This is a genomic window from Ensifer sp. 2TAB8 (assembly GCF_052115125.1).
GTDB lineage: Bacteria > Pseudomonadota > Alphaproteobacteria > Rhizobiales > Rhizobiaceae > Ensifer.
In genome coordinates this window covers 179,719-201,762 of the sequence record NZ_JBFRGB010000001.1, presented here as the reverse complement: position 1 = coordinate 201,762, position 22,044 = coordinate 179,719, and the positions used below count along the sequence as shown (strand labels likewise).

Genomic DNA, 22,044 nt, shown 5'->3' with positions numbered 1-22,044 from the left:
CTGAAACAAAAAGCCCGTCGAGCGGTTGCCGACGGGCTCTGGTCGCTGCGCGGCGGCGTTAGGCCGCGTTCACGCCCGCTTCATCAGGGGAAAGCGCTCCTTCAGCAGCCGCTGGATCGATTCCGAGCCGATTGGGGGACCGAAGAGGAAGCTCTGGCCGTAGTCGCAGCCCATCTGCGAGAGCTGGATCGCATCGTCCTCGGATTCGATACCTTCGGCCACCACCTGCATATCGAGCTCGCGCGCCATGGTGATGACCGAACGCAGCAGGATGCCGCGCTTGTCGCTCGGGTCGCGCACCAGCGCCTTGTCGATCTTGATCGTGTCGAAGGGGAAGCGGGTGAGGTAGGAAAGCGACGAATGGCCCGTGCCGAAGTCGTCGAGTGCCAGCTTCAGACCGGCTTCCTTCAGCTTTTCAAGCACGAGGCGGGCCTGCTCGGGATTTTCCATCACGAGCGATTCCGTCAGTTCCATCTTCACCTTGCCCGGATCGCAGCGGTTCTTGGTGAGGATCGCGCGAACGTCGTCATAGAGCTCGTTGTTGAGCAACTGCGCGCTCGACAAGTTGATCGAGACGAAGATCGGCAGGTCGCCGGTCTGCAGCTGCCATTCCGTCAGGTCGCTCGTCGCCTTGTCGAAAGCGAACATGCCGAGCTGGTTGATAAGGTCGGAATTCTCGGCGATCGGAATGAACTCGGTCGGCGAGATGTTGCCGCGCTTCGGATGGTCCCAGCGCATCAGCGCCTCGAAGCCGGCGATCTCCGCGTCGTTCAACCGTACGATCGGCTGATACACCAGCGAAAGCTCCTTGCGCTCGATCGCCTTCTTGAGGTCTGCTTCGAGCTGAAGCCTGTCCGATCCGGAGGTTCGGAAAGCAGGGCGGAACGGCTCGACACGGTTGCCGCCTTCCTTCTTCGCCCGGAACATGGCGAGCTCGGCGTCGTCAAGCAGGCCGGCGGCGCTTTGCTCCTGATCGAGCCAGGAGACGAGACCGATCGATGCCGTCAGGTTGATTTCACGGTTGCCGTAGTTGAGCGGCACCATGATCGCCTTGCTCACCGCGTCGGCGAAATCTGCGACCTTGGCGGGGTCACGCTCGGACATCAGGATCAGGCCGAACTGGTCGCCACCGAGGCGGGCAAGCGTGTCCTGTGGGCGCAGCAGCCGGCGCAGCCGCCGCGTCAGCGCGATGAGGATGTTGTCGCCGGCGGCAATGCCCAGGAGATCGTTGACCTGCTTGTAGCGGTCGATGTCGATCGCAAGCACCGTCGGGCGCGCCGAATTGCTGCCGTCGGCCATCAGCAGGATTGACTGCAACCGATCGAGAAACACCTGGCGGTTCGGAAGGCCGGTCAAATTGTCGAGCAGCGCATTGTGCAGCAGCCGCTCGACGGAATTGCGCTGTTCGGTGATGTCGATGATCGTGCCGACGCAGCGGATGATTTCGCCGTTGGCGCCGAGCACCGGCCGGGCGCGAATGGAAAGCCAGTGATAATGGCCGTCTTCGGCGCGCACGCGGAACTCGTGGTTGAGCTTGCCGCGGCGACGCTCCAGAAGCACGTCGAGCGTCGCCCGGAAGCGGTCGCGATCATCAGGATGCAGGCGCGGCAACCAGTTGCGCAAGGGGCCGTGCATGCTGCCGAGCGACAGCCCGAGCTGGGTCGAGATATCCGGCATGGTCACCACCCGGTCGCGGGCGACGTCCCAGTCCCAGACGGTGTCGCCGGACCCAGTGAGCGCGAGCGACTGGCGCTCGAGATCGGAGAACAGGCCCTGCTGGTAACCACTGCCGGCAACCGCATGCTGCATGACGGTGAAGCCGATCAGGAGCACGATGAGCACGAGACCACCGCCGAGCGCCGGCTGCACGATGTCGTTGGCAAGCTGGCCGGTGACGGTCAACCATGCGCCGAAGAGCCAGACGAGGATGAGCAGCCAGGCAGGCACCAGCAGGATCGCCCGGTCATAGCGGTTGAAGCCGAGATAGGCGATCAGCACGATGCCGACCGTTCCCGTCAGCGCAAAGGAGAGGCGGGCGATACCGGATGCAATCGCGGGATCGTAGACGGCGACGCCGAAGAGCAGGCCGAGGCCCAGAATCCAGGCGAGCGTTGCGTAACCGAGATGCTGATGCCAGCGGTTCAGATTGAGATAGGTGAACAGGAAGATCACCAGGCCCGCCGCCAGGAACACCTCGGTGCCTGCTCGCCATATTCGCTCGTCACCGGCCGTCACGCTGATGAGCTTCGATAGGAAGCCGAAATCGACGCAGATATAGGCAAGGACCGCCCAGGCGAGCGCCGCGGTTGCCGGCAGCATCGAGGTACCCTTGACGACGAAGAGGATGGTCAGGAACACCGCAAGCAGACCGGCAATGCCGAGCACGATGCCGCGATAGAGCGTGAAGGCGTTGACCGTATCCTTGTAGGAGTCCGGCTCCCAGAGGTAGATCTGCGGCAGTTCGGGTGTCGCGAGTTCAGCGACGAAGGTGATGATGACGCCCGGCGCCAACGTGATGCGGAAGACGTCCGCTTCGTCGCTCGGCTCGCGGCTGAGCGCGAAACCTTCGCTGGGCGTGATCGATAAGATGCGCTTGGAGCCGAGGTCTGGCCAGAACAGCTTGGAATTCACCAACCGGAAATGCGGTGCGACGATCACGCGGTCGAGCGGTTCGGCAGAAACGTTGGCAAGCGCGAACACCGCCCAGTCGCCCTGGTGGTCCTCGCTGCTGGAGCGCACCTCGATGCGGCGCACGATGCCGTCGGTTCCGGGCGCTGTCGAGACCTGGAAGGCTTCGTTGCGGCCGCTGTAGATTTCGGTGGTTGCTGTCAGGTCGAGCGCGGTGTCCTCGCGCGATATCTTCACTGGCTCCAGAGCCTGGGCCGCACCGCCGAGCGCGCAGAAAAACGTTGTGAGCGTAATCAGAAACGCTGCCAGCTTCGAGGCTGACCAGGCGAAGGGCGAGCGGGCTAGGGGCATCAAAGGGGCATATTCCTGTTCGGTAGGGCATCGTCGGACAGGAGAGAAAAGAGCACGTGGTCGCGCCACTGGCCATTAATTCTCAAGTACTGTCTTAAGTAGCCTTCACGCGCAAAACCGGCCTTTTCAAGGAGCCGGATGCTTCTTGAGTTGTCCGGAATACAGGCTGCTTCAATACGGTGCAACTCAAGGGTCGAAAAGATGTAGGGAATAGCGAGTCTCAGGGCCGCAAACATGTGGCCCTTGCCGGCGTGGCGCGCGCCCATCCAGTAGCCGATCATACAGTTTTGCCCGGCGCCGCGGCGGATGTGGCCGATCGTAAGTCCCCCGAGCAGCATCTCGTCTGGCTTGTGGAAAAGAAAGAGCGGCACCGCTTGCCCTGAGGAGTATTCCTGCTCGTTGCGGATCACCCGGCTGCGATAGGCGCTCTCGGTCATCTCGTCGGTGCGCCAGGTTGGTTCCCATGGTTCCAGGAAGGCGCGGCTCTCGCTTCGGAGCTGATACCATTGGCGATAGTCGGCATAGCGGGGGAGTCGCAGCAGATAATTCTGGTCGGCGATTTCGATCGTCTCCGGCTGCCGCGACAGGAACCGAAAAACCGATCGTGTCATAGGTGCCTCCGAGGCCGTCCAGTTTGCGTGCGGGGACCTTTTATCATCCGCCCGGCAGCGCGCCTTTGCGCTGTCACAAACCGAAACCTTGCACAACTTTGCGCGCAAATCGAATCCGATTTTGCGAAAAGACGCAAAGACTTCACCATTCGAGCACGACGTTTGCGCCAGCTACGCGTTCGCCGGCCCAAGGCTAATCCAGGATTGGGCTCGGATGGTCTCCGCCAGGAATTGCGCAGGCGCCGAAAGGTTTCGATCATTTCACGGTTTCAATGAAACCATGAAATGATCGAAGCCGGTTAGCTGGCGACGGCGTGCTGAACGGCGGTCTTGCCGGTCAATGACGACAGGATATCGTTCATGGGAGCAAGCTGCTCCAGCGGGCCGATTGCCGAAAGGGTCGGCGTCGTATCGAAGAACAGCCGGCCGGCAAGGTCGGTCAATCGCTCGATGGTGATGCCGGAGAGGCGCTCCATCAGTTCTTCGTTCGGGATCGGACGCCCATAGAGCATCATCTGGCGGGCGATCTGACCTGCGCGGGCGGCCGGGCTTTCCTGGCCCATCAGCAACTGTGCACGGATCTGGGCGCGCGCCCGTTCGATTTCCTGCTGCTCGATGTTCATCGAGGACTTGCGCAGCTCGTCGACGATGACGGGCATCAGTTCCGGCAGGTTCTCGCCGCCGGTTGCCGCATGCACGCCGAAGATGCCGGTGTCGGAAAAGCCCCAATGGAAGGCATAGACCGAATAACAGAGGCCACGGTGTTCGCGCACTTCCTGGAAGAGGCGGGAGGACATGCCGCCGCCGAGGATGTTGGCGAGGATTTGCGAGCAGTAGAAGTCGCGGGCGTGATAGGCCTTGCCCTCGAAGCCGAGCAGCACCTGGGCGTCCATCAGGTCGCGCGTTTCGCGGCTCTCGCCGCCCGTATAGCGCGCTGCTTCGAGCACCGGGGTTGCGATCGGCGTACGCGGAAGCGATGAGAAGCGCTCCTCCACCTGGCGCACGAAGGCGTCGTGTTCGACGGCGCCGGCTGCGACCACGAACATGCGGTCGGTGGTGTAATTGCGGCCGAGATACTGGCGGATCTGGTCGGCGGAGAACGACATGACCGTATCCGGCGTGCCGAGGATCGGCCGGCCGACGGTCTGGTTGCGATAGGCGGTCTCGGCGAAACGGTCGAAGACGACGTCATCCGGCGTGTCGTCGGCAGCGCCGATCTCCTGCAGGATCACGTGCTTCTCGCGCCGCAGTTCCTCGTCGTCGAAGCTGGATTCGGTAAGGATGTCGGCGAGAATATCGACTGCCAGCGGCACGTGATCCTTGAGGACACGGGCATAGTAGGACGTCGTCTCGGTCGAGGTCGCAGCGTTGACTTCGCCGCCGACATTTTCGATTTCTTCGGCAATCTGGCGGGCGGTTCGCCGCGCGGTGCCCTTGAAAGCCATGTGCTCAAGCAGGTGGGCAATGCCATGTTCGCCCAGGGTTTCATTGCGCGAACCGGATTTGATCCACACCCCGAGCGCCACGCTTTCGAGATGCGGCATCTGCTCGGTTACCACCGTCAACCCGGAAGGGAGCCGGGTGCACTCAACTTTCATCATACGTTTCTTCTCGTTCTTACCCCCGGAGACGGGTGCGCTCGCCGATAAAGGTCTCGACGCTCTTCAGGTCCGGATCCAGGATATCGAAACGCTCCTCCCTGTTCATGAGGTCAGCAAGCCACGTCGGAAGCGCCGGGTCAATACCACTTGCCGATTTTACAGCGTCCGGGAATTTCGCCGGATGGGCGGTGGCGAGCGTCACCATGGGAGCAGCCGGCTTCTCGTGCTTGGCGGCGACGAAGACGCCGACGGCGCTGTGCGGATCAAGCAGATAGCCGGCTTTTTCCAGCGTCTTGGCGATCGTCCTGGCGACGTCCTTCTCCGAGGCGCGACCGGAGCGGAACTCCTTGCGGATGGCCTTCAGCGCTTTTTCGCGGATGGTGAAGGAGCCGGACTGCTTGAGGCCGTCCATCGCCGAGCGCACTTCGCCCGGATCACGGTCGTTCGCCTCGAACAGGAGCCGCTCGAAGTTCGAGGAGATCTGGATGTCCATCGACGGTGCGGTCGTCGCCTTGACGTCTCGCATCTCGTAGCGACCCGTCTTCAGCGTGCGGGCGAGAATGTCGTTCTCGTTGGTAGCGATCACCAGTTTGTCGATCGGCAGGCCCATGCGCTTGGCGACGTAACCGGCGAAAATGTCGCCGAAGTTGCCGGTCGGGACCGTGAAGGAGATCTTGCGGTCCGGCCCTCCGAGCGCGACTGCCGTGGTGAAGTAGTAGACGATCTGGGCCATGATGCGCGCCCAGTTGATCGAGTTGACGCCCGAAAGCTTGACGCGGTCGCGGAAGGCCGCGTCGTTGAACATGGCTTTGACCAGGTTCTGGCAGTCGTCGAAGTTGCCCTTGACGGCGATGGCATGGACGTTGGATGCGTTCGATGTCGTCATCTGCCGCTGCTGCACCGGCGAAACCTTGCCGTGCGGGAAGAGGATGAAGATGTCGGTACGTTCACGGCCGGCAAAGGCGTCGATGGCCGCACCGCCGGTGTCGCCCGAAGTCGCGCCGACGATGGTGGCGCGCTCGCCACGCTCGGCGAGAACATAGTCCATCAATCGCGCAAGCAATTGCATCGCCACATCCTTGAAGGCGAGCGTCGAGCCGTGGAAGAGTTCCATGACGAAGGCGTTCGGACCCGTCTGCACGACCGGCGCGACCGCAGGGTGGCGGAAGGTGGCGTAGGCTTCGTCGATCATTTCGCGGAACTTGGCCGCCGGAATCTCGCCATTGATGAAGGGCTCGAGCACCGTGAACGCGATTTCCTGGTACGACTTGCCGCGCAAGCCCCGGATTTCCTTCTTGGAAAACTTCGGCCATTCCTTGGGGAGATAAAGACCGCCGTCGCGCGCAAGACCGGCCAGCAGCGCGTCGCAGAAGCCGAGAGGAGCGGCTTCGCCGCGCGTCGAGATATACTTCACCATGGTTGTCCTTCGTCCCACCTCAAGGATGGCCGCGACCCTGGGAAACGGCGCCGCGGCATGCCCGTCTTATTGCGTCAGTCCTTGACAAAGTCTGCATCTATTCTTGTCACCAACGCAATTTCCGGCCGTAAATCAGGCTTCGGAAAATTCGGAAGGGACACGCCGACCCAATCGATTTTTCAGTTTGTCGCTGCTATAGACGATGCCCGAAGGCCATGAAAGGTCTTCCGGCCGAGATTTCGGTCAAGGAGTTTCAACCGGTCCAGCAGAGGTTGTTCAACGTGTTTGGCAAAGTATCCCGGCCTGTTCTCGCAATATCTTTTCTCGCGGTCCTCGCCGGCTGTAACAAGACGCAATCCGGCGGAGCGATCGAAGCGGGCGGCAGCGCCACCGCTCCGACGCCAGCCGTCGTCCAGGCCGCGTGCCCGCAGGTCGTCCTGCGTGATGGCACGTCGGTGTTCACCAGCTACGCTAAGGGTGCCAAGAACGACCCGACCAAGGTCGTCTACCAGGCCTCACTCGCCGACACCACGCGCCAGTGCGTGCAGAGCGAAGGCGCATTGTCGATAACCGTCGTGGTGCAGGGACGTGTGGTCGCCGGTCCGGCGGGCGGCCCCGGCAAGATCACCATGCCGATCCGTGTCGCTGCCACCGACGACGACAAGACGCTCTACTCCGAACTGACGCAGCAGGCGGTGGAAATCCCATCCACCGGCTCGGCGCAATTCGTCTTCACCAAGGCGAACGTGGCGCTGCCGGCTGGCGCCGGGTCCAACGTCACCGTCTATGTCGGCTTCGACGAGGGCCCGCCGGCCAAGGGCAAGAAGAAGTAGGCTGCGGCGCATACCGCACAAAAAAAACGCCGGGGCTTGCCCCGGCGTTTTCATTTCCATCCTGCGCCGGCTTACTCGGCCGGAACGCTCTTGCCGCCTTCCCACTTGTAGAGCGAGAACGCCTGCGAGGTCAGGTCGCCGGCTTCGCCGTAGGTCAGCTTGCCGAGCACGGTGTCGATTGCTTCGCCGGACTTGATCGCGGTGGCAACCGCAGTCGCGTCTTCGGCAGAACCGGCTTTCTCGATGCCGGCCTTCAGCACCTGCACGGCGGCATAGGCGTTGAGAGTGAAGGCTTCGGCTGGAATGTTCTTCGCCTTCAGCGCTTCGACGGCCGGAGCCGACGCCGGGTTGCGGGTCGCGTCGCTGGCGTTGGTGTAGATCGTGCCGGTCGCAGCTTCGCCGCCGATCGCCCAGAACTCGGTGTTCGACAGGCCGTCGCCGCCGAAGATCTGTGCCTTCACGCCCTGGTCGTGCATCTGGCGCGCGAGCAGGCCGCCTTCCGGATGGTAGCCGCCGAAGTAGACGACATCGACGTTCTCGGACTTGAGGCGCGTAACGATGGCGCTGAAGTCCTTGTCGCCCGGGTTCAGGCCTTCATAGACAACTTCGGTGATGCCGCCTGCGTTGATCGCCTTCTTGAAGCCGTCAGCAAGGCCCTTGCCGTAAGGCGCCTTGTCGTGCAGGACGGCGACCTTCTTGTCCTTGAGGTTCTTGACCACATAGGCAGCGGCGACTTCGGCCTGCTGGTCGTCACGGCCGCAGGTGCGCAGCACGTTCCAGAGGCCACGGGTCGTGAGGTCAGGCGTCGTTGCCGTCGGAGTTACCATCAGGATGCCGTTTTCGGCGAGAATGTCGGAAGCCGCCATCGAGGTGCCCGAAAGCACCGGGCCGACGACATAGCGGATGCCTTCGCCGGCTGCCTGGTTGGCCACCGAAACGGCCTGCTTCGGGTCGCCGGCGTCGTCGAGCAGCTTCAGAACGATCTTTTCACCGTTGATGCCACCAGCCTTGTTGATCTCTTCCGCGGCCGTTTCCGCGCCGTTCTTCACCTGCTCGCCATAGGCCGCGACCGGGCCGGTGAGCGGCGTGATGACGCCAACGGTGATATCGGCGAAGGCGAGCGGGCCGAAGGCGACGCTGGCGGCCAGGGTCAGGCCAGTCAACATTGAAAGACGCATAGTGTTTCCTCCTAGAAATACCCCTGATGGGGCTTGCTTGATATGGCCCTCGTGCGCGGCTTTTCGAAAACCGGGGAGATTTTCTAAGGGACACGGTGCCACTTCAATGTGTCATCGTGTCCCTCGGCGTCTAATCGGACGCCTGCCGTGGTGGCCGAAGGCTTTTTTCTCACTCCGGCCAGAAGGCAGGAGCGAAAGGGGTGGGGCCGTTGAGCGGCGTCAGGCCGTCAACGATTCCGACCATTCCGAAAGCGCTGAAATCACGCCCGGCAACGCCGTCATGCGCGAGATCACGGTTTCGGCGCCGGCTTCCGTCAGCTTGTCGGCATGCGACGGGAAGGTGTGGGAGCCGCCGGTGAAACCGACGACGCGCATGCCCGCGGCGCGCGCGCCATGGATGCCATGCACCGAGTCCTCAATTACGAGTACCCGCGACGGGTCCACGCCCATCTGCTTGGCGCCGTGCAGGAAGATGTCCGGCTTCGGCTTGACGCGGTCGGGGCCGAGGTCGCGCGCCGAGTAGATGCGCGGGCCGAAATGGTCCTTGATGCCGACCTTGCCGAGCATCATCGCCAGGCGCGCCGAGGTGGAGTTGGAGCAGATGCAATGGGGCAGGGTTAGCTGCAGCAGCATCGGCTTGACGCCGTCGATGATCTTGACATCGCGTTCCAGGCGCTGGTCGAGGATGGTGTCGACCTTGCCGATCAGCGATGCGGAAAGCGGAATGCTCGCCTCCCTCTCGATCTCAAGCAGCGTGTTGTGCCAGGTCATGCCGGCAAAGCGCTCGGCCATTTCTTCGACGCTGATCGGGTAACCCGCTTCGGTCAGCAGTGCCGCTTCGACTTCCGAGGCGATGATTTCGGAATCGACGAGAACGCCGTCGCAATCAAAAATGATGAGATCGATACCGGTCATTTGGAACAGTTCCCTGGGAGGAGAAGGCGCCGCAGGCGGGGGGAGGATGGCTCGCGCGGCACGGGGCTTCGTACGCCAGAGCTTTATACGATGGCAGCCGAAAGCTCAACCTTTGGAAATCATCGAAACCGCTGCTGCGCTTGCTCGACAGTATTGTTTCGCGGCTCTATCTGTAGGCGATGGAAAAGCAACAGGACGATACGCTTGCAAGTCGCATCAGCAGGGCTCTCGCCGAGAGGATCATCTCCGGTATCCTGATGCCCGGGGAGCGCTTGCGGCAGGATCACATCGCCGAGGAATTCGGTGCGAGCCACGTTCCCGTTCGCGAGGCCTTTCGACGGCTGGAGGCTCAGGGGCTTGCCGTCAGCGAACCGCGCCGCGGCGTTCGCGTCGCCTCCTTCGATCTCAAGGAGGTGAGGGAGGTCGCGGAGATGCGCGCCGTTCTCGAGGTGCTGGCGCTTCGCCATGCGATTCCGCATCTGACGCCGGCGATCCTCGACCGGGCGGAGGCCGCTACCATGGCCGCAGACACCTCGCGCGACGTGCGCTCCTGGGAAGCGGCAAACCGCGCCTTTCATCGTCTGATCCTGCAGCCGTGCGGCATGCCGCGGCTGCTTGCCGCCATCGACGATCTGCATGCCGCAAGCGCCCGTTTTCTCTTCTCCGCCTGGCGCACGAGCTGGGAAGCGCGCACCGACCATGACCATCGCGCAATCCTTGCGGCCCTGCGCGAAGGCCGCGGCGACGAAGCCGCAAAGATCCTCGAGCGGCATGTGGGCTGGATCGGCAAGACGCCGGTGAGAACAGCCGCCGGCGAAACGCGCGAGGCGTTTTCGATCGTCGGCTAGAGCAAATCCGGGAAAAGTGCGTCGCGAATTTCCGTGCGGAATGCGCCGATTGAGGCACATAGCTTGGCTATTGCGGAAACAGCTCGGAGAAGGCCTTCTCACCGCTGGAGGTAAAGCGGATGGCGCGGCTGTTGGCCTCCCGCTTCGCCCAACCCTTGTCGATGAAGAGCGTCAGCAGTGCCTCACCGAGCGAGCCGGCGAGGTGCGTCCGTCGTTCGCTCCAGTCGAGACAGGTGCGGCAAATCGGACGACGCGATTTCTTGAGTGCCGAGTAGTCGATGCCCAGAGCCTCGATCCGATCTTGGCCGGCCGGGGTCAGTGCGAGATCGTCGCCGTTGATCTCGATCTGCTTTTCGGCAATCAGGCTGTCATACATGCGCACGCCATAGTCGCCGGCGAGATGGTTGTAGCAGACGCGCGCCTTCCGGAGCGCCGGATCCTTCGGGCCCGGGCGATGACGGTTCATGCCGCGGCTGGCGGCAAAGCCCATCAGGTTCTCGAGCATCAGGCCGACTTCGTCTTCGGCAAGTTGAAAATAGCGATGTCGACCCTGCTTGCGCTGTGTCAGCAGGCCACCAGCCTCGAGCTTAGCAAGGTGGGAACTGGCGGTCTGAAGCGTTATCCCGGCATGGGTGGCAAGCTCGGTTGCCGTAAGCGCGCGACCGCCCATCAACGCCGTCAGCATGTTGGCGCGGGCTGGATCGCCGATCAGCGATCCGATGAGGGCGATGTCGGGGCCTTCCTTCATACTTCGATCGTAGTCGAAGCATTCCCGTCGGACAAGCAGGCATAGTCATCCCATCGAAAGCCGGGTGCTATGCCCGGCCACAAGGAGACGACGATGATCACCTGCTTCATCCGCTACGAAATCGATCCCTTCAAAAAAGAGGAGTTTGCCACCTATTCCCGCAACTGGGGCGAGGCGATCCCGCGCTGCGGTGCCGACCTCATCGGCTATTTCGGACCGCACGAGGGTTCAGCGACGACGGCCTTTGGAGTCTACAACATCGAGAATCTCGCGGCCTATGAGGCCTATCGCGCCCGGCTTGCCGCCGATCCGCTCGGCCGTGAGAATTATGCCTTCTCCCGCCGCGAACGGTTTATCCTGAGGGAGGACCGGATTTTCCTGAAGAACGTATCCGCCCCCGTTGGAGGTAAGTGAAACATGATCGCCGTCATCTTCGAAGTCCTGCCCGCCGAGGGCCGGCGCGACACCTATCTCGGCATTGCCGCCGATCTGCGCCCGCTGCTCGACGACATCGATGGTTTCATCTCGATCGAGCGGTTCCAGAGTCTCTCCAATCCCGACAAGGTGCTGTCCCTGTCCTTCTGGCGTGACGAGGAGGCGGTGAAAGTCTGGCGCAATGGCGCAGAACACCGCGCCGCCCAGGACGCCGGACGTCATGGCGTCTTCGCCGACTACCGCTTGCGCATCGCCTCCGTCATCCGCGATTACGGGCTGAACGAGCGCCGTGAAGCGCCGGCCGACAGCCGCGCCTTTCACGACGCCTAGTGAATCGTCGCAGCAAAAGAACTCACTAACATGGCGTGACTACGCACTTTTTCGGAACGGCCTTCAGGCTTTGGTAACCATCTTCGGTAACCATAAGCTCCATGATCCGTTCCGAGTAAGCGTATTTGCGAGTTGTCCATGTCTTCAGTTGTTTCGCTTGCCGAAGTCTCCCGCTCCACCCGCCCGCTGGGCTGGCTCGACAGCATCATCAAGGGTGACTGCGTGGCCGCGCTCAACGCGCTTCCCGACAATTCGGTCGACGTCGTATTCGCCGACCCGCCCTATAACCTCCAGCTCGGCGGAATGCTGACCCGTCCCGACCAGTCGGTGGTCGATGCCGTCGACGACGAATGGGACCAGTTTGCCTCCTTCGAGGCCTATGATGCCTTCACCCGCGCCTGGCTGCTCGCCTGCCGCCGCGTGCTGAAGCCGACCGGCACCCTCTGGGTCATCGGCTCCTACCACAACATCTTCCGCGTCGGTGCGATCCTGCAGGACCTGCATTTCTGGATCCTCAACGACATCATCTGGCGCAAGACCAACCCGATGCCGAACTTCAAGGGCCGCCGTTTCCAGAACGCCCATGAAACGCTGATCTGGGCGACGCCGAACGCCAATGCCAAGGGCTACACCTTCAACTACGATGCGATGAAGGCGGCCAACGACGATGTGCAGATGCGCTCCGACTGGCTGTTCCCGATCTGCTCGGGACACGAGCGCCTCAAGGGCGACGACGGTAAGAAGGTGCACCCGACGCAGAAGCCGGAAGCGCTTCTCGCCCGCATCATGATGGCATCGACCAAGCCGGGCGACGTCATCCTCGATCCCTTCTTCGGCTCCGGCACCACCGGTGCCGTTGCCAAGCGCCTCGGCCGGCACTTCGTCGGTATCGAGCGCGAACAGGAATATATCGACGCGGCATCGGCGCGCATCGACGCCGTCGAGCCGCTCGGCAAGGCGATGCTTTCCGTCATGACCGGAAAGAAGGCCGAGCCCCGTGTCGCCTTCAACACCTTGATCGAGAGCGGGCTGATCAAGCCCGGCACGGTTCTGACGGATGCCAAGCGCCGTTACAGCGCAATCGTCAGGGCCGACGGCACGGTCGCTTCCGGCGGAGAAGCCGGTTCAATTCATCGCCTGGGCGCCAAGGTCCAGGGGCTTGATGCATGCAACGGATGGACATTCTGGCATTTCGAAGAAGGGAACACCCTGAAGCCCATCGACGAACTCAGAACCGTCATTCGAAATGATCTGGCAAAACTGAACTGATCAACCAGTTCCGCCAGATCCTTCGAAAAGCGCTCTAACCGGTTTTTGTACCTTCAGTCCCGGAAGGAGAGCTTTAAATGCCCGGAATCCTCGACGTGAGGGTTCCGGGCATTTGTTTGTTGTCGGTCTCCTTGCCGAAGCGGCTGATAAGGAGAGGCAAAGAAGCTGCACCTGATTGCCAATTCTTACGTCGGGAAATAGGGTTCGGCGTAACCAGTTTTCACCCGAACAAGGGTTGCCATCCGCATGACCTCGCCCGATCGCCTCCAGCGCGCCAAGCAATGGGCACGTCAAATCAAACGTGACGTCGTCGCACTTTGGTTCGCTGCACGAGATCCTCGAACGCCGATTTCGGCGAAATTCGTTGCCGGCGCCGTGGCCGCCTACGCGCTGTCGCCGGTGGATTTGATCCCCGACTTCATTCCGGTACTCGGCTACCTCGATGATCTGATCCTCGTTCCGCTCGGCATCCTTCTGGCGGTGCGTCTCGTGCCGCCGGCGCTCATGGATGAATTCCGGCAACGGGCGACGGCACAGGAGAGGCGCCCCTCCAGCCGAGGCGGATTTGTTGCGATCCTGTGTATCTGGTTCGTGGCCGCAGTCGTTGCGGCCTGGCTCGCCTGGGGCTTTCTCTCGGCCAAGCCATGAAGAGGGTTCGCGGCGATCGGTGCCGCCGCGAAGCGTTGGCACGCTGCCTTTAGAGGTCCGGCGCTCCCCGTGGGCGCAAATGGTAGAGGACGCGGGCACCCTTGTCTTCGAAGCCGCATGCTGCAAGCGCCGGCACAAGCGGCCCCAGTTCGTCGGGCTCCGCCTCGATCGTGACGATGCCGATCTGCGGATGCGTGACACGGATGCGCTCCAGCAATGCGGCAATGAGCGCGGTCAGGCCTTTCGTCGTTGCCTGATGCTGGGTAATCACGAGCATCATCTCATCACCGCCGGCAAAGGCGAAGGCTTCGCCTGTAACGCATCCCTGTTCGTCCAATACCTGAGTCAGCCCGTGACCTTCGCGTTGAGCAAGCTCCTCTGCAACCATGGTCGTGTCCCAGGTCGTGGTGCAGCTCTCCTCGCTGCAACGCGTGACCTTGGCTTTGGTGAAGAAATCAGCGTACCGGCCTAGAGCCTCGTCAGCCAGTGGTGTGCGGATGGCCGATGTTTCGGCGAGCGGAAAATCTGAGGTGGCTGGCCAAGCTTCGCGCGGCGTCTGCCACACCCTGAACAGTTCTCGATGCGCGACGGCGCCGGTTTCTCCGGCTAGCTGTTCATGGAATTCGCCTATGCGCGAAGGCCACACAACGCCGTCAGGGCGGACCTCCTCGGCGGCGGCGTGCAGCAGCCGGGAGAGCACATGGATGTCGTCTTGGTCGGCGTGGAACGTGATGGCCGCGCCCCGCAGTGAGGTCGTCTCGTCCGTGTCGCGTTCTGCATCGCAATGAAAGCCAGCCCAGCCGACGATTCGCTCTTCCTTGCGAGCGACGACGATCCGGCTTTCGGAAAGATGTTCCCTGAACTCGTCCAGAGTCACCTCTTCGCGATATCCCGCATCGGTGGTCGCATAGATTTCCACGACCACGGCCTCCTTGGCCTCACCGTCCCGTATCACGCACAATTCTAAACTATTCATATATCACTCCTTCGTATTGCAATCTAAGGTAGTGATGGTGAATCGTGGCGAAAATCGTGCCGTTGCGGGGCGGCCAAGAGCGAAATGTCGGCCTATGGATGGACACCGTAGGCGGCGAGGTCGGACTTCAATTTTTCCGGGTCGACGAAGTGCACCGCATGCCAGCCGGCCATCCGCGCGGCCTCGACGTTGGGCATGCTGTCGTCGATGAAGAGCGTCGCCGATGGGGTCAGGCCGAAGGTCCGCGTGTGGGTTTGATAGATGGCGATATCGGGCTTGATCAGCTTGACGTCGCCAGAAACGGTGACGCCGCGCGGCAGCGTCAGGAAGGGATAGAGCACCTGCGCCTCACGGAAGGTGTCGGAGGCGAAGTTCGTCAGCATGGTGACGTCGCGCCCTTCGGCGATCAGCCGTTCCAGCAGCGCAACCGTCTCGACATAGGCGTGCGGCACCATCTCCTGCCAATGCTTGCGGAAGGCGCGGATCTGCACCTCGCGCTCGGGAAAATCCTTGATCAGCAGCGCTTCGGCTTCTTCCCAGGTGCGGCCGCGGTCCTGCTCGATGTTCCAGTCATGGGTGCAGACATTGGCGAAGAACCATTCGCGCTCGGCCTCGTCCGGGATGATGCGGCTATAGGGCAGGTTGGGGTCATAGTGGATCAGCACCTTACCGATGTCGAAGACGATGTGGCGGATGTCGATGCTGCTCATGGACGTATTCCTTGCTTGGTCTTTTAGATCAGGAGTTGGGCCGGATGCGGGCGGAAGCCGCGCCTTCTTCCTCACGCTGTTCTAGCGCTCGGTCTTGAAGGCATGCGGGATCGCCTGGGCGATTGCCTTCTTCATGACGGTTGGCAACGCCTGGGCCTTCAGCGAGTGAACCGGTTCCCACCAGCCGTTGCCCTCCGTTCCGGCGCGCGCGACTTTGGCGCGATAGACCGAGAGACGCAACTCAAAATGCGTGAAGACGTGGCTGATGGTGCCGCAGTCTTCCCAGGAGGCGGCAAAGGGTTGGGAGGCGAGCGTGGTGTCGCCATCCTGTCGCGATGTCCAGTCGGTTCCGGGCACTTCTGTCATGCCGCCAAGCAGGCCGGTTTCGATCCTTTTTCGCAGATAGACGGCATTGTCGGCATCGATTGCGACGAAGGCGGCGCCGCGCCGAAGTGGCTTGTCTTTCTTCTGTGCCTTGCGCGGAAAGGTTTCGGGATCGGCAACGACCAGTGCGCGACAGTGCGCGCGGAAAGGACAGAGCGAGCAGGCAGGCCGCTTCGGCGTGCAGATCGTCGCGCCGAGGTCCATCATCGCCTGGGCGAAATCACCTGGACGATCGTCAGGCGTGAGGATGGCGACACGCGCCCGCATCTCGGGCTTCGCTGCGGGCAGGGGCGTTTCGATCGCATAGAGGCGCGAGATCACCCGCTCGACATTGCCGTCAAGCACGGCACTATTGCGGTTGAAGGCGATGGCTGCGATCGCAGCCGCGGTGTAGTCGCCGATGCCGGGAAGGGATTTCAACCCGTCTTCCGTGTCGGGAAACCGACCCCCGTGATCCTTGGCGATAACCTCGGCACATTTCTTCAGGTTGCGGGCGCGGGCATAGTAGCCGAGCCCGGCCCAGGCCTTCATCACGTCCTCACTGTCCGCACGCGCCAGGTCCTCGACGGTCGGCCACAGTGACAGGAACTTCACGAAATAGGCCTTTACCGCTTGCACTGTCGTCTGCTGCAGCATGACCTCAGACAGCCAGACGTGGTAGGGATCGGCAACGATCCCTTGGCTGGCCATAGGCGGCGAGACACGCCAAGGCAGGTCGCGGTGGTGCCTGTCGTACCATTCCAAAAGAAGGGGAGCGGCGTCGGCCGCCGGTATTGTATCGTGCATGATTTGCCGGGAGTTCTGTTTCCGGCCTATACTTGGCGAAGCGGAGCCGCGGCATCAAGGCTCAATCGACGTTGCATACAGAAAGTCGCATTCGTGAGTGAGCAGAAGCCCCGCAAGGGTGTCGTCCAGATCAGTGAGGTCGCCAACGGCCTGATCGACCCGGTGCTCGCCAAGCGGGCTGGCATCAATACAATGTTGCTCGGCTCGTGGGACGAAATCGCCGGCGAAGACTTTTCCGATTGCACGCGGCCCGAGAAGATCGCCTGGCCGCGACGTGTCTCGGAAATCGCAGGCGAGGGTGGCTACCAGCCGGGCGTGCTGACCGTCGCCTGCGAAGGCGCGCGTGCGCTTTTCCTGACCCATGCCCAGGGAGAACTGATCCAGCGCATCAACGGCTTCTTCGGCTTCTATGCCATCGGGCAACTGCGTATCGTCCAGAAGCCCGTGTCGGTACAGCCGAAACACCGCGGCAAGCCGAAGCAGCTTTCGGGCGAGCCCGCGCGTCGGCTGGAGGCGATGGTCGAGGGTATCGAAAGCGAAGAACTGAAGGCAGCTCTACGGCGCCTCGGGACGGCCGTGCTGGCGCCGCGTCGGCGATAGAGCCATCAGCCGGTCACAATTCTTTGAATTCTGTTGACGCCCGGCCACTTGCCGCCCTGCGCGCGGCAAGATATCGAATCCGCACCACAATTCCCTCCGAACACGGGTCAAATCATGTCCGCTTCCGCAATGAACCTTACGAAACGCCTGCTCAGCGGTGCCGCCATCGCAACCGTCGCCCTGGTGCTTGCTGCCTGCAGCGACGAAAAGAAGGAAACGGCATCGACCGCGCCAACCCAGGCGAGCGAGACGGCGGCAAAGCCGGCGACTGACGCCATCACCACGGCATCGACGGCCGCGGCGCCGGCAGGCACCGAGGCGAAGCCGGCCACAGGCACTGAAGTCGCTCAGGCGACGACCGCTCCCGTGAAGGTCGAGCTCCCGTCGTCGGAAGGTTCCGTCGATGCGGCCAAGCTGATGGAGCCGGGCGCCCTGCCGGAAATGGCGCTGGGCGAAGCCAATGCGCCGGTGACGATCGTCGAATACATGTCGATGACCTGCCCACACTGCGCGGCCTTCCACAACAACACCTTCGAAGCAATCAAGACGAAGTACATCGACAGCGGCAAGGTTCGCTTCATCGTGCGCGAATTCCCGTTCGACCCGCGCGCGGCGGCCGCCTTCATGCTGGCGCGCTGCGCCCCGGAGGGCCAGTACTTCCCGATGATCTCCATGCTCTTCAAGCAGCAGCAGCAGTGGGCTGCAGCCCAGAATGGCCGCGACGCCTTGCTGCAGATGTCCAAACTCGCCGGTTTTACACAGGAGAGCTTCGAGGCCTGCTTGACGAACCAAAAACTTCTGGATGATGTGAACTCTGTTATGCAGCGGGGCGCAAAGGATTTCGGCGTACAGTCGACGCCGACCTTCTTCGTTAATGGTGAACACTATTCGGGGGACATGTCGGTTGACGTTATGTCGGCCCTCATCGACAGCAAGCTCTGATCCTTCGCTTTTCCTGAAAACGGGCGACGGCAGCAGCCGTGCGCCCGTTTTTTTCGTTCTGCCGCGCGGTAGAGGGGGGGATCTCACCCCAGCGTTCGCCGCATGAAGTTCAACAAGCTCCGCCTGCTCGGCTTCAAATCCTTCGTCGAACCGACCGAGTTCATCATCGAGCGCGGACTGACCGGCGTCGTCGGGCCGAACGGCTGCGGCAAGTCGAACCTCGTCGAAGCGCTGCGCTGGGTGATGGGGGAGAACTCCTACAAGAACATGCGCGCTTCCGGCATGGACGACGTGATCTTTTCCGGATCCGGCAACCGTCCGGCGCGCAACACGGCCGAAGTTGGCCTCTATCTCGACAACAGCGATCGCACCGCACCGGCTGCCTTCAACGATAGCGACGAAATCCAGGTGACGCGCCGCATCGAGCGCGAGCAGGGCTCGGTCTACCGCATCAACGGCAAGGAGGCGCGCGCCAAGGATGTGCAGCTTCTGTTTGCCGATGCCTCGACCGGCGCGCGTTCGCCGTCGATGGTCGGGCAGGGGCGCATCGGCGAATTGATCGCGGCAAAGCCGCAGGCCCGCCGCCAACTCTTGGAAGAGGCGGCCGGCATCTCCGGCTTGCATTCGCGTCGCCATGAAGCCGAATTGCGCCTCAGAGCAGCCGAGACCAATCTCGAGCGGCTCGACGACGTAACCTCGCAGCTCGAAAGCCAGATCGAGAGCCTTAAGCGCCAGTCGCGTCAGGCCAACCGCTTCAAGATGCTTTCGGCCGATATCCGCAAGCACGAGGCGATCCTCTTCCATATCCGCTGGGTGCAGGCCAAGGAGGCGGAAGCCGAGGCGACCAGTCAGCTCAACCAGATCACAGTGCTTGTCGCCGAAAAGGCGCAGGTGCAGATGCAGGCGGCGAAGGATCAGGCGATTGCCAGCCTGAAGCTGCCGGAATTGCGCGAGAATGAAGCGCGGTTCGCTGCGGCACTTCAGCGCCTGCAGATTGCCCGTTCGCAGCTCGAAGAGGACGCCGGCCGTATCCTCAGGCGGCGCGATGAATTGCAACGCCGTCTGGCACAGCTTGCCGAAGATATCGCGCGCGAAGAGCGCCTCGTCGTCGACAATGCCGGCATCCTGTCGCGGCTCGACGAAGAAGAAGCTGAACTCAGCGACATGCTGGCCGAGGCAGACGACCGTGCGACGGAAGCACGCGAGCGGCTGGAGGAGGCGAACGAAAAGCTTGCCGGCAACGAAGCGCTTCTGGCTCGATTGACCGCCGAACGCGCCGAGGCGCAGGCCGGGCGCAACCAGCTGGAGCGGACGCTGCGCGACCTTTCCGAGCGACAGGCGCGCCTCGCCCGGCAACTGGCCGATCAGTCGCGCGATCTCGATGAGCTCGACCGGCAGATGTCAGCACTTCCCGACCCGCATGAAAAGCAGGGCCAGGTCGAGGTCGCCGAGGCTGCGCTGGAAGAAGCCGAAGCCAACGTGCTGGCGATCGAGGAGGCACTGGCCGAGGCGCGGCGCGCGGAGGTCGAGGCGCGTCCACCGGTCGACCGGGCACGCGCCACCCTCAACGGCATCGAGACCGAGGCGCGCACGATCCGGCGTATGCTGGAAGCGGTGGCCGGCGGCGCCTATCCCGCCGTCGTCGAGGACATGAAGGTCGACCGCGGCTTCGAGACGGCACTCGGCGCAGCACTTGGCGACGATCTCGACTCGCCGCTCGAAACGGCGGCGCCAGCCCATTGGCGTGCGCCGGGAGACCACGTCGGCGACGCCGACCTGCCGGAAGGCGTCAGCCCGCTGATCGCTCATGTGAAGGCGCCGGAGGCGCTGACCCGCGCGCTGAAGCAGATCGGCATTGTCGCAAGCGAGGCGGACGCGGAACGGCTGCTGCCGCTGCTGAAGCCCGGCCAGAGCCTCGTTACCAAGCAAGGTTCCGTCTGGCGCTGGGACGGCCACGTGACCGGCTCCGAGGCGCCGAGTGCTGCGGCCTTGCGTCTGGCGCAGAAAAACCGGTTGGCGGAACTCGACGCCGAGGCTGATGGTGCCGCAGAGGCGCTGCGACGCGCTGAGGCAGAGCTCGCTGTTGCCGGCACGCGCATCCGCGCCGAGGACGAGCGGCTGCGGCTATCGCGCGACGCGCAGCGCATGATCTCGCGGCAACTCGGCGAAGCCCGCGACGCGCTTGCGGCTGCCGAGCGTGCTTCCGGCGATCTTGCCCGCAGGCGCGCGGTTCTTGCCGAAACCCGCAGCCAGATCGAGGCTCAGGTCGAGGACGTGGCCGAGCAGATCGAAACGGCCAATGATGCGCTGGCGGATGCGCCCGATCTCTCGGAACTGGAGATGAAGCTGCGCACGCAGACGGCCGATGTTGCTGCCGATCGTGCCGCCGTTGCCGAAGCGCGCGCCGCTCATGACGGTCTGGCGCGCGAGAACGAGGCCCGCCAACGGCGCATCACCGCGATTGGCGCGGAAAGGCAGACCTGGAAGGCACGTGCGAACAGCGCCGAAGAACACATCGCGACGCTGCGAGATCGTGAGGCGGAAGCCCGCGACGAAGTGGAAGAACTGATCGATGCGCCTGATGAGTTCGAGGACAAGCGTCGCGCATTGATGAACGAGTTGCAGAAGGCGGAAGCAGCCCGGCGCGAGGCGGCCGACCTTCTCGCCGAGGCGGAAAATCACCAGCGCGAGGCGGACCGTCTGGCGGCAACCGCGCTCTCCGAGCTTGCCGAATCGCGCGAGAAGCGCGGCCGCGCCGAAGAGCGGCTGGTCTCTGCCCGCGAACGCCGCGTCGAGATCGAAGCGCGCATTCACGAAGCGCTCTCCTGTGCGCCGCACGAGGTGATGCGGCTGACCGGGCTTGCCGTCGACGAGGCGCTGCCGGACATGCGCAATATCGAGCGGGAACTCGAACGGCTGAAGATCGAGCGCGAACGCCTCGGCGCCGTCAACCTGCGTGCAGAAGAGGAGCAGAAAGAGCTTTCCGATAAGCTCGCTCTCATTCTCCGCGAGCGCGACGACGTCATCGAGGCGATCCGCAAGCTCAGAAGTGCCATCCAGAACCTGAACCGCGAGGGCCGCGAGCGCCTGATCGCCGCCTTCGACGTCGTCAACGTGCAGTTCCAGCGGCTGTTCACCCACCTCTTTGGCGGCGGCACGGCCGAACTGCAACTGATCGAGAGCGACGATCCGCTGGAAGCGGGTCTCGAAATTCTCGCCCGCCCGCCCGGCAAGAAGCCGCAGACGATGACGCTGCTTTCCGGCGGCGAGCAGGCGCTGACGGCGATGGCACTGATCTTCGCGGTGTTCCTCACCAATCCGGCCCCGATCTGCGTGCTCGACGAAGTGGACGCGCCGCTCGACGACCACAATGTCGAGCGCTACTGCAACCTGATGGACGAGATGGCGGCTTCAACCGAAACCCGCTTCATCATCATCACCCACAACCCGATCACCATGGCTCGCATGAACCGACTGTTCGGCGTGACCATGGCCGAGCAGGGCGTTTCCCAGCTGGTGTCCGTCGACCTGCAGACGGCAGAGCGTCTGAGAGAAGTGGTCTGATCGTTCGCCGACCCGACCAGGCAGCGGTCAGTGCAAGAGTGCCATTCGAACGCGGCGATGAAACCTGTCGCGCGCAGCGTGTCTTCGCGTTGGCCCAGGCGATCGGCATGGGCCCTCAGCGGCACCTTGTTGGCGTTATAGGCGGAGCGCGTGGCCGAACCACTTGCTGTAGGTCATGGGCGTGCCGGTCGCCCAGCCGTGACGGGACATTCTCGGATGCTGTGCGAGGTGGTGTGGCTCCGTCACTCGAATTCCAGAATGAGGCTCGGG

The 22,044-nt window shown here is 62.9% G+C and carries 19 protein-coding genes; 9 read left to right on the top strand and 10 right to left on the bottom strand.

The window, feature by feature from the left end:
* Window positions 1-69 precede the first annotated feature (69 nt).
* From AB4Z53_RS01090 to thrC, 4 genes are all read right to left on the bottom strand, one after another.
* Complete coding sequence (locus AB4Z53_RS01090) at window positions 70-2,979, bottom strand: EAL domain-containing protein (protein WP_441594267.1); 2,910 nt, start codon at window positions 2,977-2,979, stop codon at window positions 70-72.
* Window positions 2,979-3,590, bottom strand: a complete 612-nt coding sequence (locus tag AB4Z53_RS01085; RefSeq protein WP_113537972.1) for a GNAT family N-acetyltransferase — start codon at window positions 3,588-3,590, stop codon at window positions 2,979-2,981. Before AB4Z53_RS01085 ends, AB4Z53_RS01090 begins: the two co-directional genes overlap by 1 nt.
* A 299-nt stretch (window positions 3,591-3,889) precedes the next feature.
* A complete protein-coding gene (locus tag AB4Z53_RS01080; RefSeq protein ID WP_113537971.1) occupies window positions 3,890-5,191 on the bottom strand; it encodes a M16 family metallopeptidase in 1,302 nt (433 codons plus the stop codon).
* A 16-nt stretch (window positions 5,192-5,207) separates the two neighbouring features.
* Entirely contained in the window at window positions 5,208-6,608 is a 1,401-nt protein-coding gene (gene thrC, locus AB4Z53_RS01075; RefSeq protein ID WP_441594266.1) for a threonine synthase, read from the bottom strand.
* A 281-nt stretch (window positions 6,609-6,889) separates the two neighbouring features.
* On the opposite strand from thrC, the gene AB4Z53_RS01070 reads away from it, so the two are divergent.
* On the top strand, window positions 6,890-7,441 hold the full coding sequence (locus tag AB4Z53_RS01070) for a hypothetical protein (protein WP_441595207.1): 552 nt from the start codon (window positions 6,890-6,892) through the stop codon (window positions 7,439-7,441).
* Window positions 7,442-7,512: 71 nt separating this feature from the next.
* On the opposite strand, the gene AB4Z53_RS01065 is transcribed toward AB4Z53_RS01070, so the two are convergent.
* Window positions 7,513-8,619 carry an ABC transporter substrate-binding protein gene (locus AB4Z53_RS01065; RefSeq protein WP_113537969.1) on the bottom strand — a complete coding sequence of 369 codons (1,107 nt, stop codon included), beginning with the start codon at window positions 8,617-8,619 and terminating at the stop codon, window positions 7,513-7,515.
* Between the two features lie 219 nt (window positions 8,620-8,838).
* On the bottom strand, window positions 8,839-9,534 hold the full coding sequence (locus AB4Z53_RS01060; protein WP_113537968.1) for an HAD family hydrolase: 696 nt from the start codon (window positions 9,532-9,534) through the stop codon (window positions 8,839-8,841).
* A gap of 179 nt (window positions 9,535-9,713) precedes the next feature.
* Between AB4Z53_RS01060 and AB4Z53_RS01055 the strand changes: the two genes are divergently transcribed.
* Window positions 9,714-10,382, top strand: coding sequence for a GntR family transcriptional regulator (locus AB4Z53_RS01055; RefSeq protein ID WP_113537967.1), 669 nt, complete (start codon window positions 9,714-9,716; stop codon window positions 10,380-10,382).
* A 67-nt stretch (window positions 10,383-10,449) separates the two neighbouring features.
* Here AB4Z53_RS01055 and AB4Z53_RS01050 read toward each other — a convergent pair whose 3' ends face one another.
* Entirely contained in the window at window positions 10,450-11,130 is a 681-nt protein-coding gene (locus AB4Z53_RS01050; RefSeq protein ID WP_113537966.1) for an ArsR/SmtB family transcription factor, read from the bottom strand.
* Window positions 11,131-11,223: 93 nt separating this feature from the next.
* Here AB4Z53_RS01050 and AB4Z53_RS01045 point away from each other — a divergent pair, with 93 nt between their 5' ends.
* The 4 genes from AB4Z53_RS01045 (at window position 11,224) to AB4Z53_RS01030 (ending at window position 13,812) form a co-directional block, all read left to right on the top strand.
* Window positions 11,224-11,544, top strand: a complete 321-nt coding sequence (locus AB4Z53_RS01045) for an NIPSNAP family protein (protein WP_441594265.1) — start codon at window positions 11,224-11,226, stop codon at window positions 11,542-11,544.
* Between the two features lie 3 nt (window positions 11,545-11,547).
* Window positions 11,548-11,895, top strand: coding sequence for an antibiotic biosynthesis monooxygenase family protein (locus AB4Z53_RS01040; protein WP_441594264.1), 348 nt, complete (start codon window positions 11,548-11,550; stop codon window positions 11,893-11,895).
* Between the two features lie 138 nt (window positions 11,896-12,033).
* Window positions 12,034-13,164 carry a site-specific DNA-methyltransferase gene (locus AB4Z53_RS01035; protein ID WP_113537963.1) on the top strand — a complete coding sequence of 377 codons (1,131 nt, stop codon included), beginning with the start codon at window positions 12,034-12,036 and terminating at the stop codon, window positions 13,162-13,164.
* Window positions 13,165-13,410: 246 nt separating this feature from the next.
* Window positions 13,411-13,812 carry a YkvA family protein gene (locus AB4Z53_RS01030; RefSeq protein ID WP_441594263.1) on the top strand — a complete coding sequence of 134 codons (402 nt, stop codon included), beginning with the start codon at window positions 13,411-13,413 and terminating at the stop codon, window positions 13,810-13,812.
* Window positions 13,813-13,861: 49 nt separating this feature from the next.
* On the opposite strand, the gene AB4Z53_RS01025 is transcribed toward AB4Z53_RS01030, so the two are convergent.
* From AB4Z53_RS01025 to mutY, 3 genes are all read right to left on the bottom strand, one after another.
* The gene (locus tag AB4Z53_RS01025) at window positions 13,862-14,788 is read right to left on the bottom strand and encodes a hypothetical protein (RefSeq protein ID WP_441594262.1); all 927 of its coding nucleotides are present in this window, start codon (window positions 14,786-14,788) and stop codon (window positions 13,862-13,864) included.
* A gap of 92 nt (window positions 14,789-14,880) precedes the next feature.
* Window positions 14,881-15,498 carry an HAD family hydrolase gene (locus tag AB4Z53_RS01020; protein ID WP_113537960.1) on the bottom strand — a complete coding sequence of 206 codons (618 nt, stop codon included), beginning with the start codon at window positions 15,496-15,498 and terminating at the stop codon, window positions 14,881-14,883.
* 81 nt (window positions 15,499-15,579) lie between these two features.
* Complete coding sequence (mutY, locus tag AB4Z53_RS01015; RefSeq protein ID WP_441594261.1) at window positions 15,580-16,668, bottom strand: A/G-specific adenine glycosylase; 1,089 nt, start codon at window positions 16,666-16,668, stop codon at window positions 15,580-15,582.
* Between the two features lie 93 nt (window positions 16,669-16,761).
* On the opposite strand from mutY, the gene AB4Z53_RS01010 reads away from it, so the two are divergent.
* The 3 genes from AB4Z53_RS01010 (at window position 16,762) to AB4Z53_RS01000 (ending at window position 21,774) form a co-directional block, all read left to right on the top strand.
* Window positions 16,762-17,268, top strand: a complete 507-nt coding sequence (locus AB4Z53_RS01010; RefSeq protein ID WP_113537958.1) for a DUF721 domain-containing protein — start codon at window positions 16,762-16,764, stop codon at window positions 17,266-17,268.
* A gap of 114 nt (window positions 17,269-17,382) precedes the next feature.
* A complete protein-coding gene (locus AB4Z53_RS01005; RefSeq protein WP_441594260.1) occupies window positions 17,383-18,210 on the top strand; it encodes a DsbA family protein in 828 nt (275 codons plus the stop codon).
* Window positions 18,211-18,312: 102 nt separating this feature from the next.
* Entirely contained in the window at window positions 18,313-21,774 is a 3,462-nt protein-coding gene (locus tag AB4Z53_RS01000) for a chromosome segregation SMC family protein (RefSeq protein ID WP_441594259.1), read from the top strand.
* Window positions 21,775-22,044 lie beyond the last annotated feature (270 nt).

Coding starts and splice junctions, on each gene's coding strand:
- AB4Z53_RS01090 (WP_441594267.1), bottom strand. CDS start 2,979: ATGCCCCTAGCCCGCTCGCCCTTCGCCTGGTCAGCCTCGAAGCTGGCA.
- AB4Z53_RS01085 (WP_113537972.1), bottom strand. CDS start 3,590: ATGACACGATCGGTTTTTCGGTTCCTGTCGCGGCAGCCGGAGACGATC.
- AB4Z53_RS01080 (WP_113537971.1), bottom strand. CDS start 5,191: ATGATGAAAGTTGAGTGCACCCGGCTCCCTTCCGGGTTGACGGTGGTA.
- thrC (WP_441594266.1), bottom strand. CDS start 6,608: ATGGTGAAGTATATCTCGACGCGCGGCGAAGCCGCTCCTCTCGGCTTC.
- AB4Z53_RS01065 (WP_113537969.1), bottom strand. CDS start 8,619: ATGCGTCTTTCAATGTTGACTGGCCTGACCCTGGCCGCCAGCGTCGCC.
- AB4Z53_RS01060 (WP_113537968.1), bottom strand. CDS start 9,534: ATGACCGGTATCGATCTCATCATTTTTGATTGCGACGGCGTTCTCGTC.
- AB4Z53_RS01055 (WP_113537967.1), top strand. CDS start 9,714: ATGGAAAAGCAACAGGACGATACGCTTGCAAGTCGCATCAGCAGGGCT.
- AB4Z53_RS01050 (WP_113537966.1), bottom strand. CDS start 11,130: ATGAAGGAAGGCCCCGACATCGCCCTCATCGGATCGCTGATCGGCGAT.
- AB4Z53_RS01045 (WP_441594265.1), top strand. CDS start 11,224: ATGATCACCTGCTTCATCCGCTACGAAATCGATCCCTTCAAAAAAGAG.
- AB4Z53_RS01040 (WP_441594264.1), top strand. CDS start 11,548: ATGATCGCCGTCATCTTCGAAGTCCTGCCCGCCGAGGGCCGGCGCGAC.
- AB4Z53_RS01035 (WP_113537963.1), top strand. CDS start 12,034: ATGTCTTCAGTTGTTTCGCTTGCCGAAGTCTCCCGCTCCACCCGCCCG.
- AB4Z53_RS01030 (WP_441594263.1), top strand. CDS start 13,411: ATGACCTCGCCCGATCGCCTCCAGCGCGCCAAGCAATGGGCACGTCAA.
- AB4Z53_RS01025 (WP_441594262.1), bottom strand. CDS start 14,788: ATGAATAGTTTAGAATTGTGCGTGATACGGGACGGTGAGGCCAAGGAG.
- AB4Z53_RS01020 (WP_113537960.1), bottom strand. CDS start 15,498: ATGAGCAGCATCGACATCCGCCACATCGTCTTCGACATCGGTAAGGTG.
- mutY (WP_441594261.1), bottom strand. CDS start 16,668: ATGCACGATACAATACCGGCGGCCGACGCCGCTCCCCTTCTTTTGGAA.
- AB4Z53_RS01005 (WP_441594260.1), top strand. CDS start 17,383: ATGTCCGCTTCCGCAATGAACCTTACGAAACGCCTGCTCAGCGGTGCC.
- AB4Z53_RS01000 (WP_441594259.1), top strand. CDS start 18,313: ATGAAGTTCAACAAGCTCCGCCTGCTCGGCTTCAAATCCTTCGTCGAA.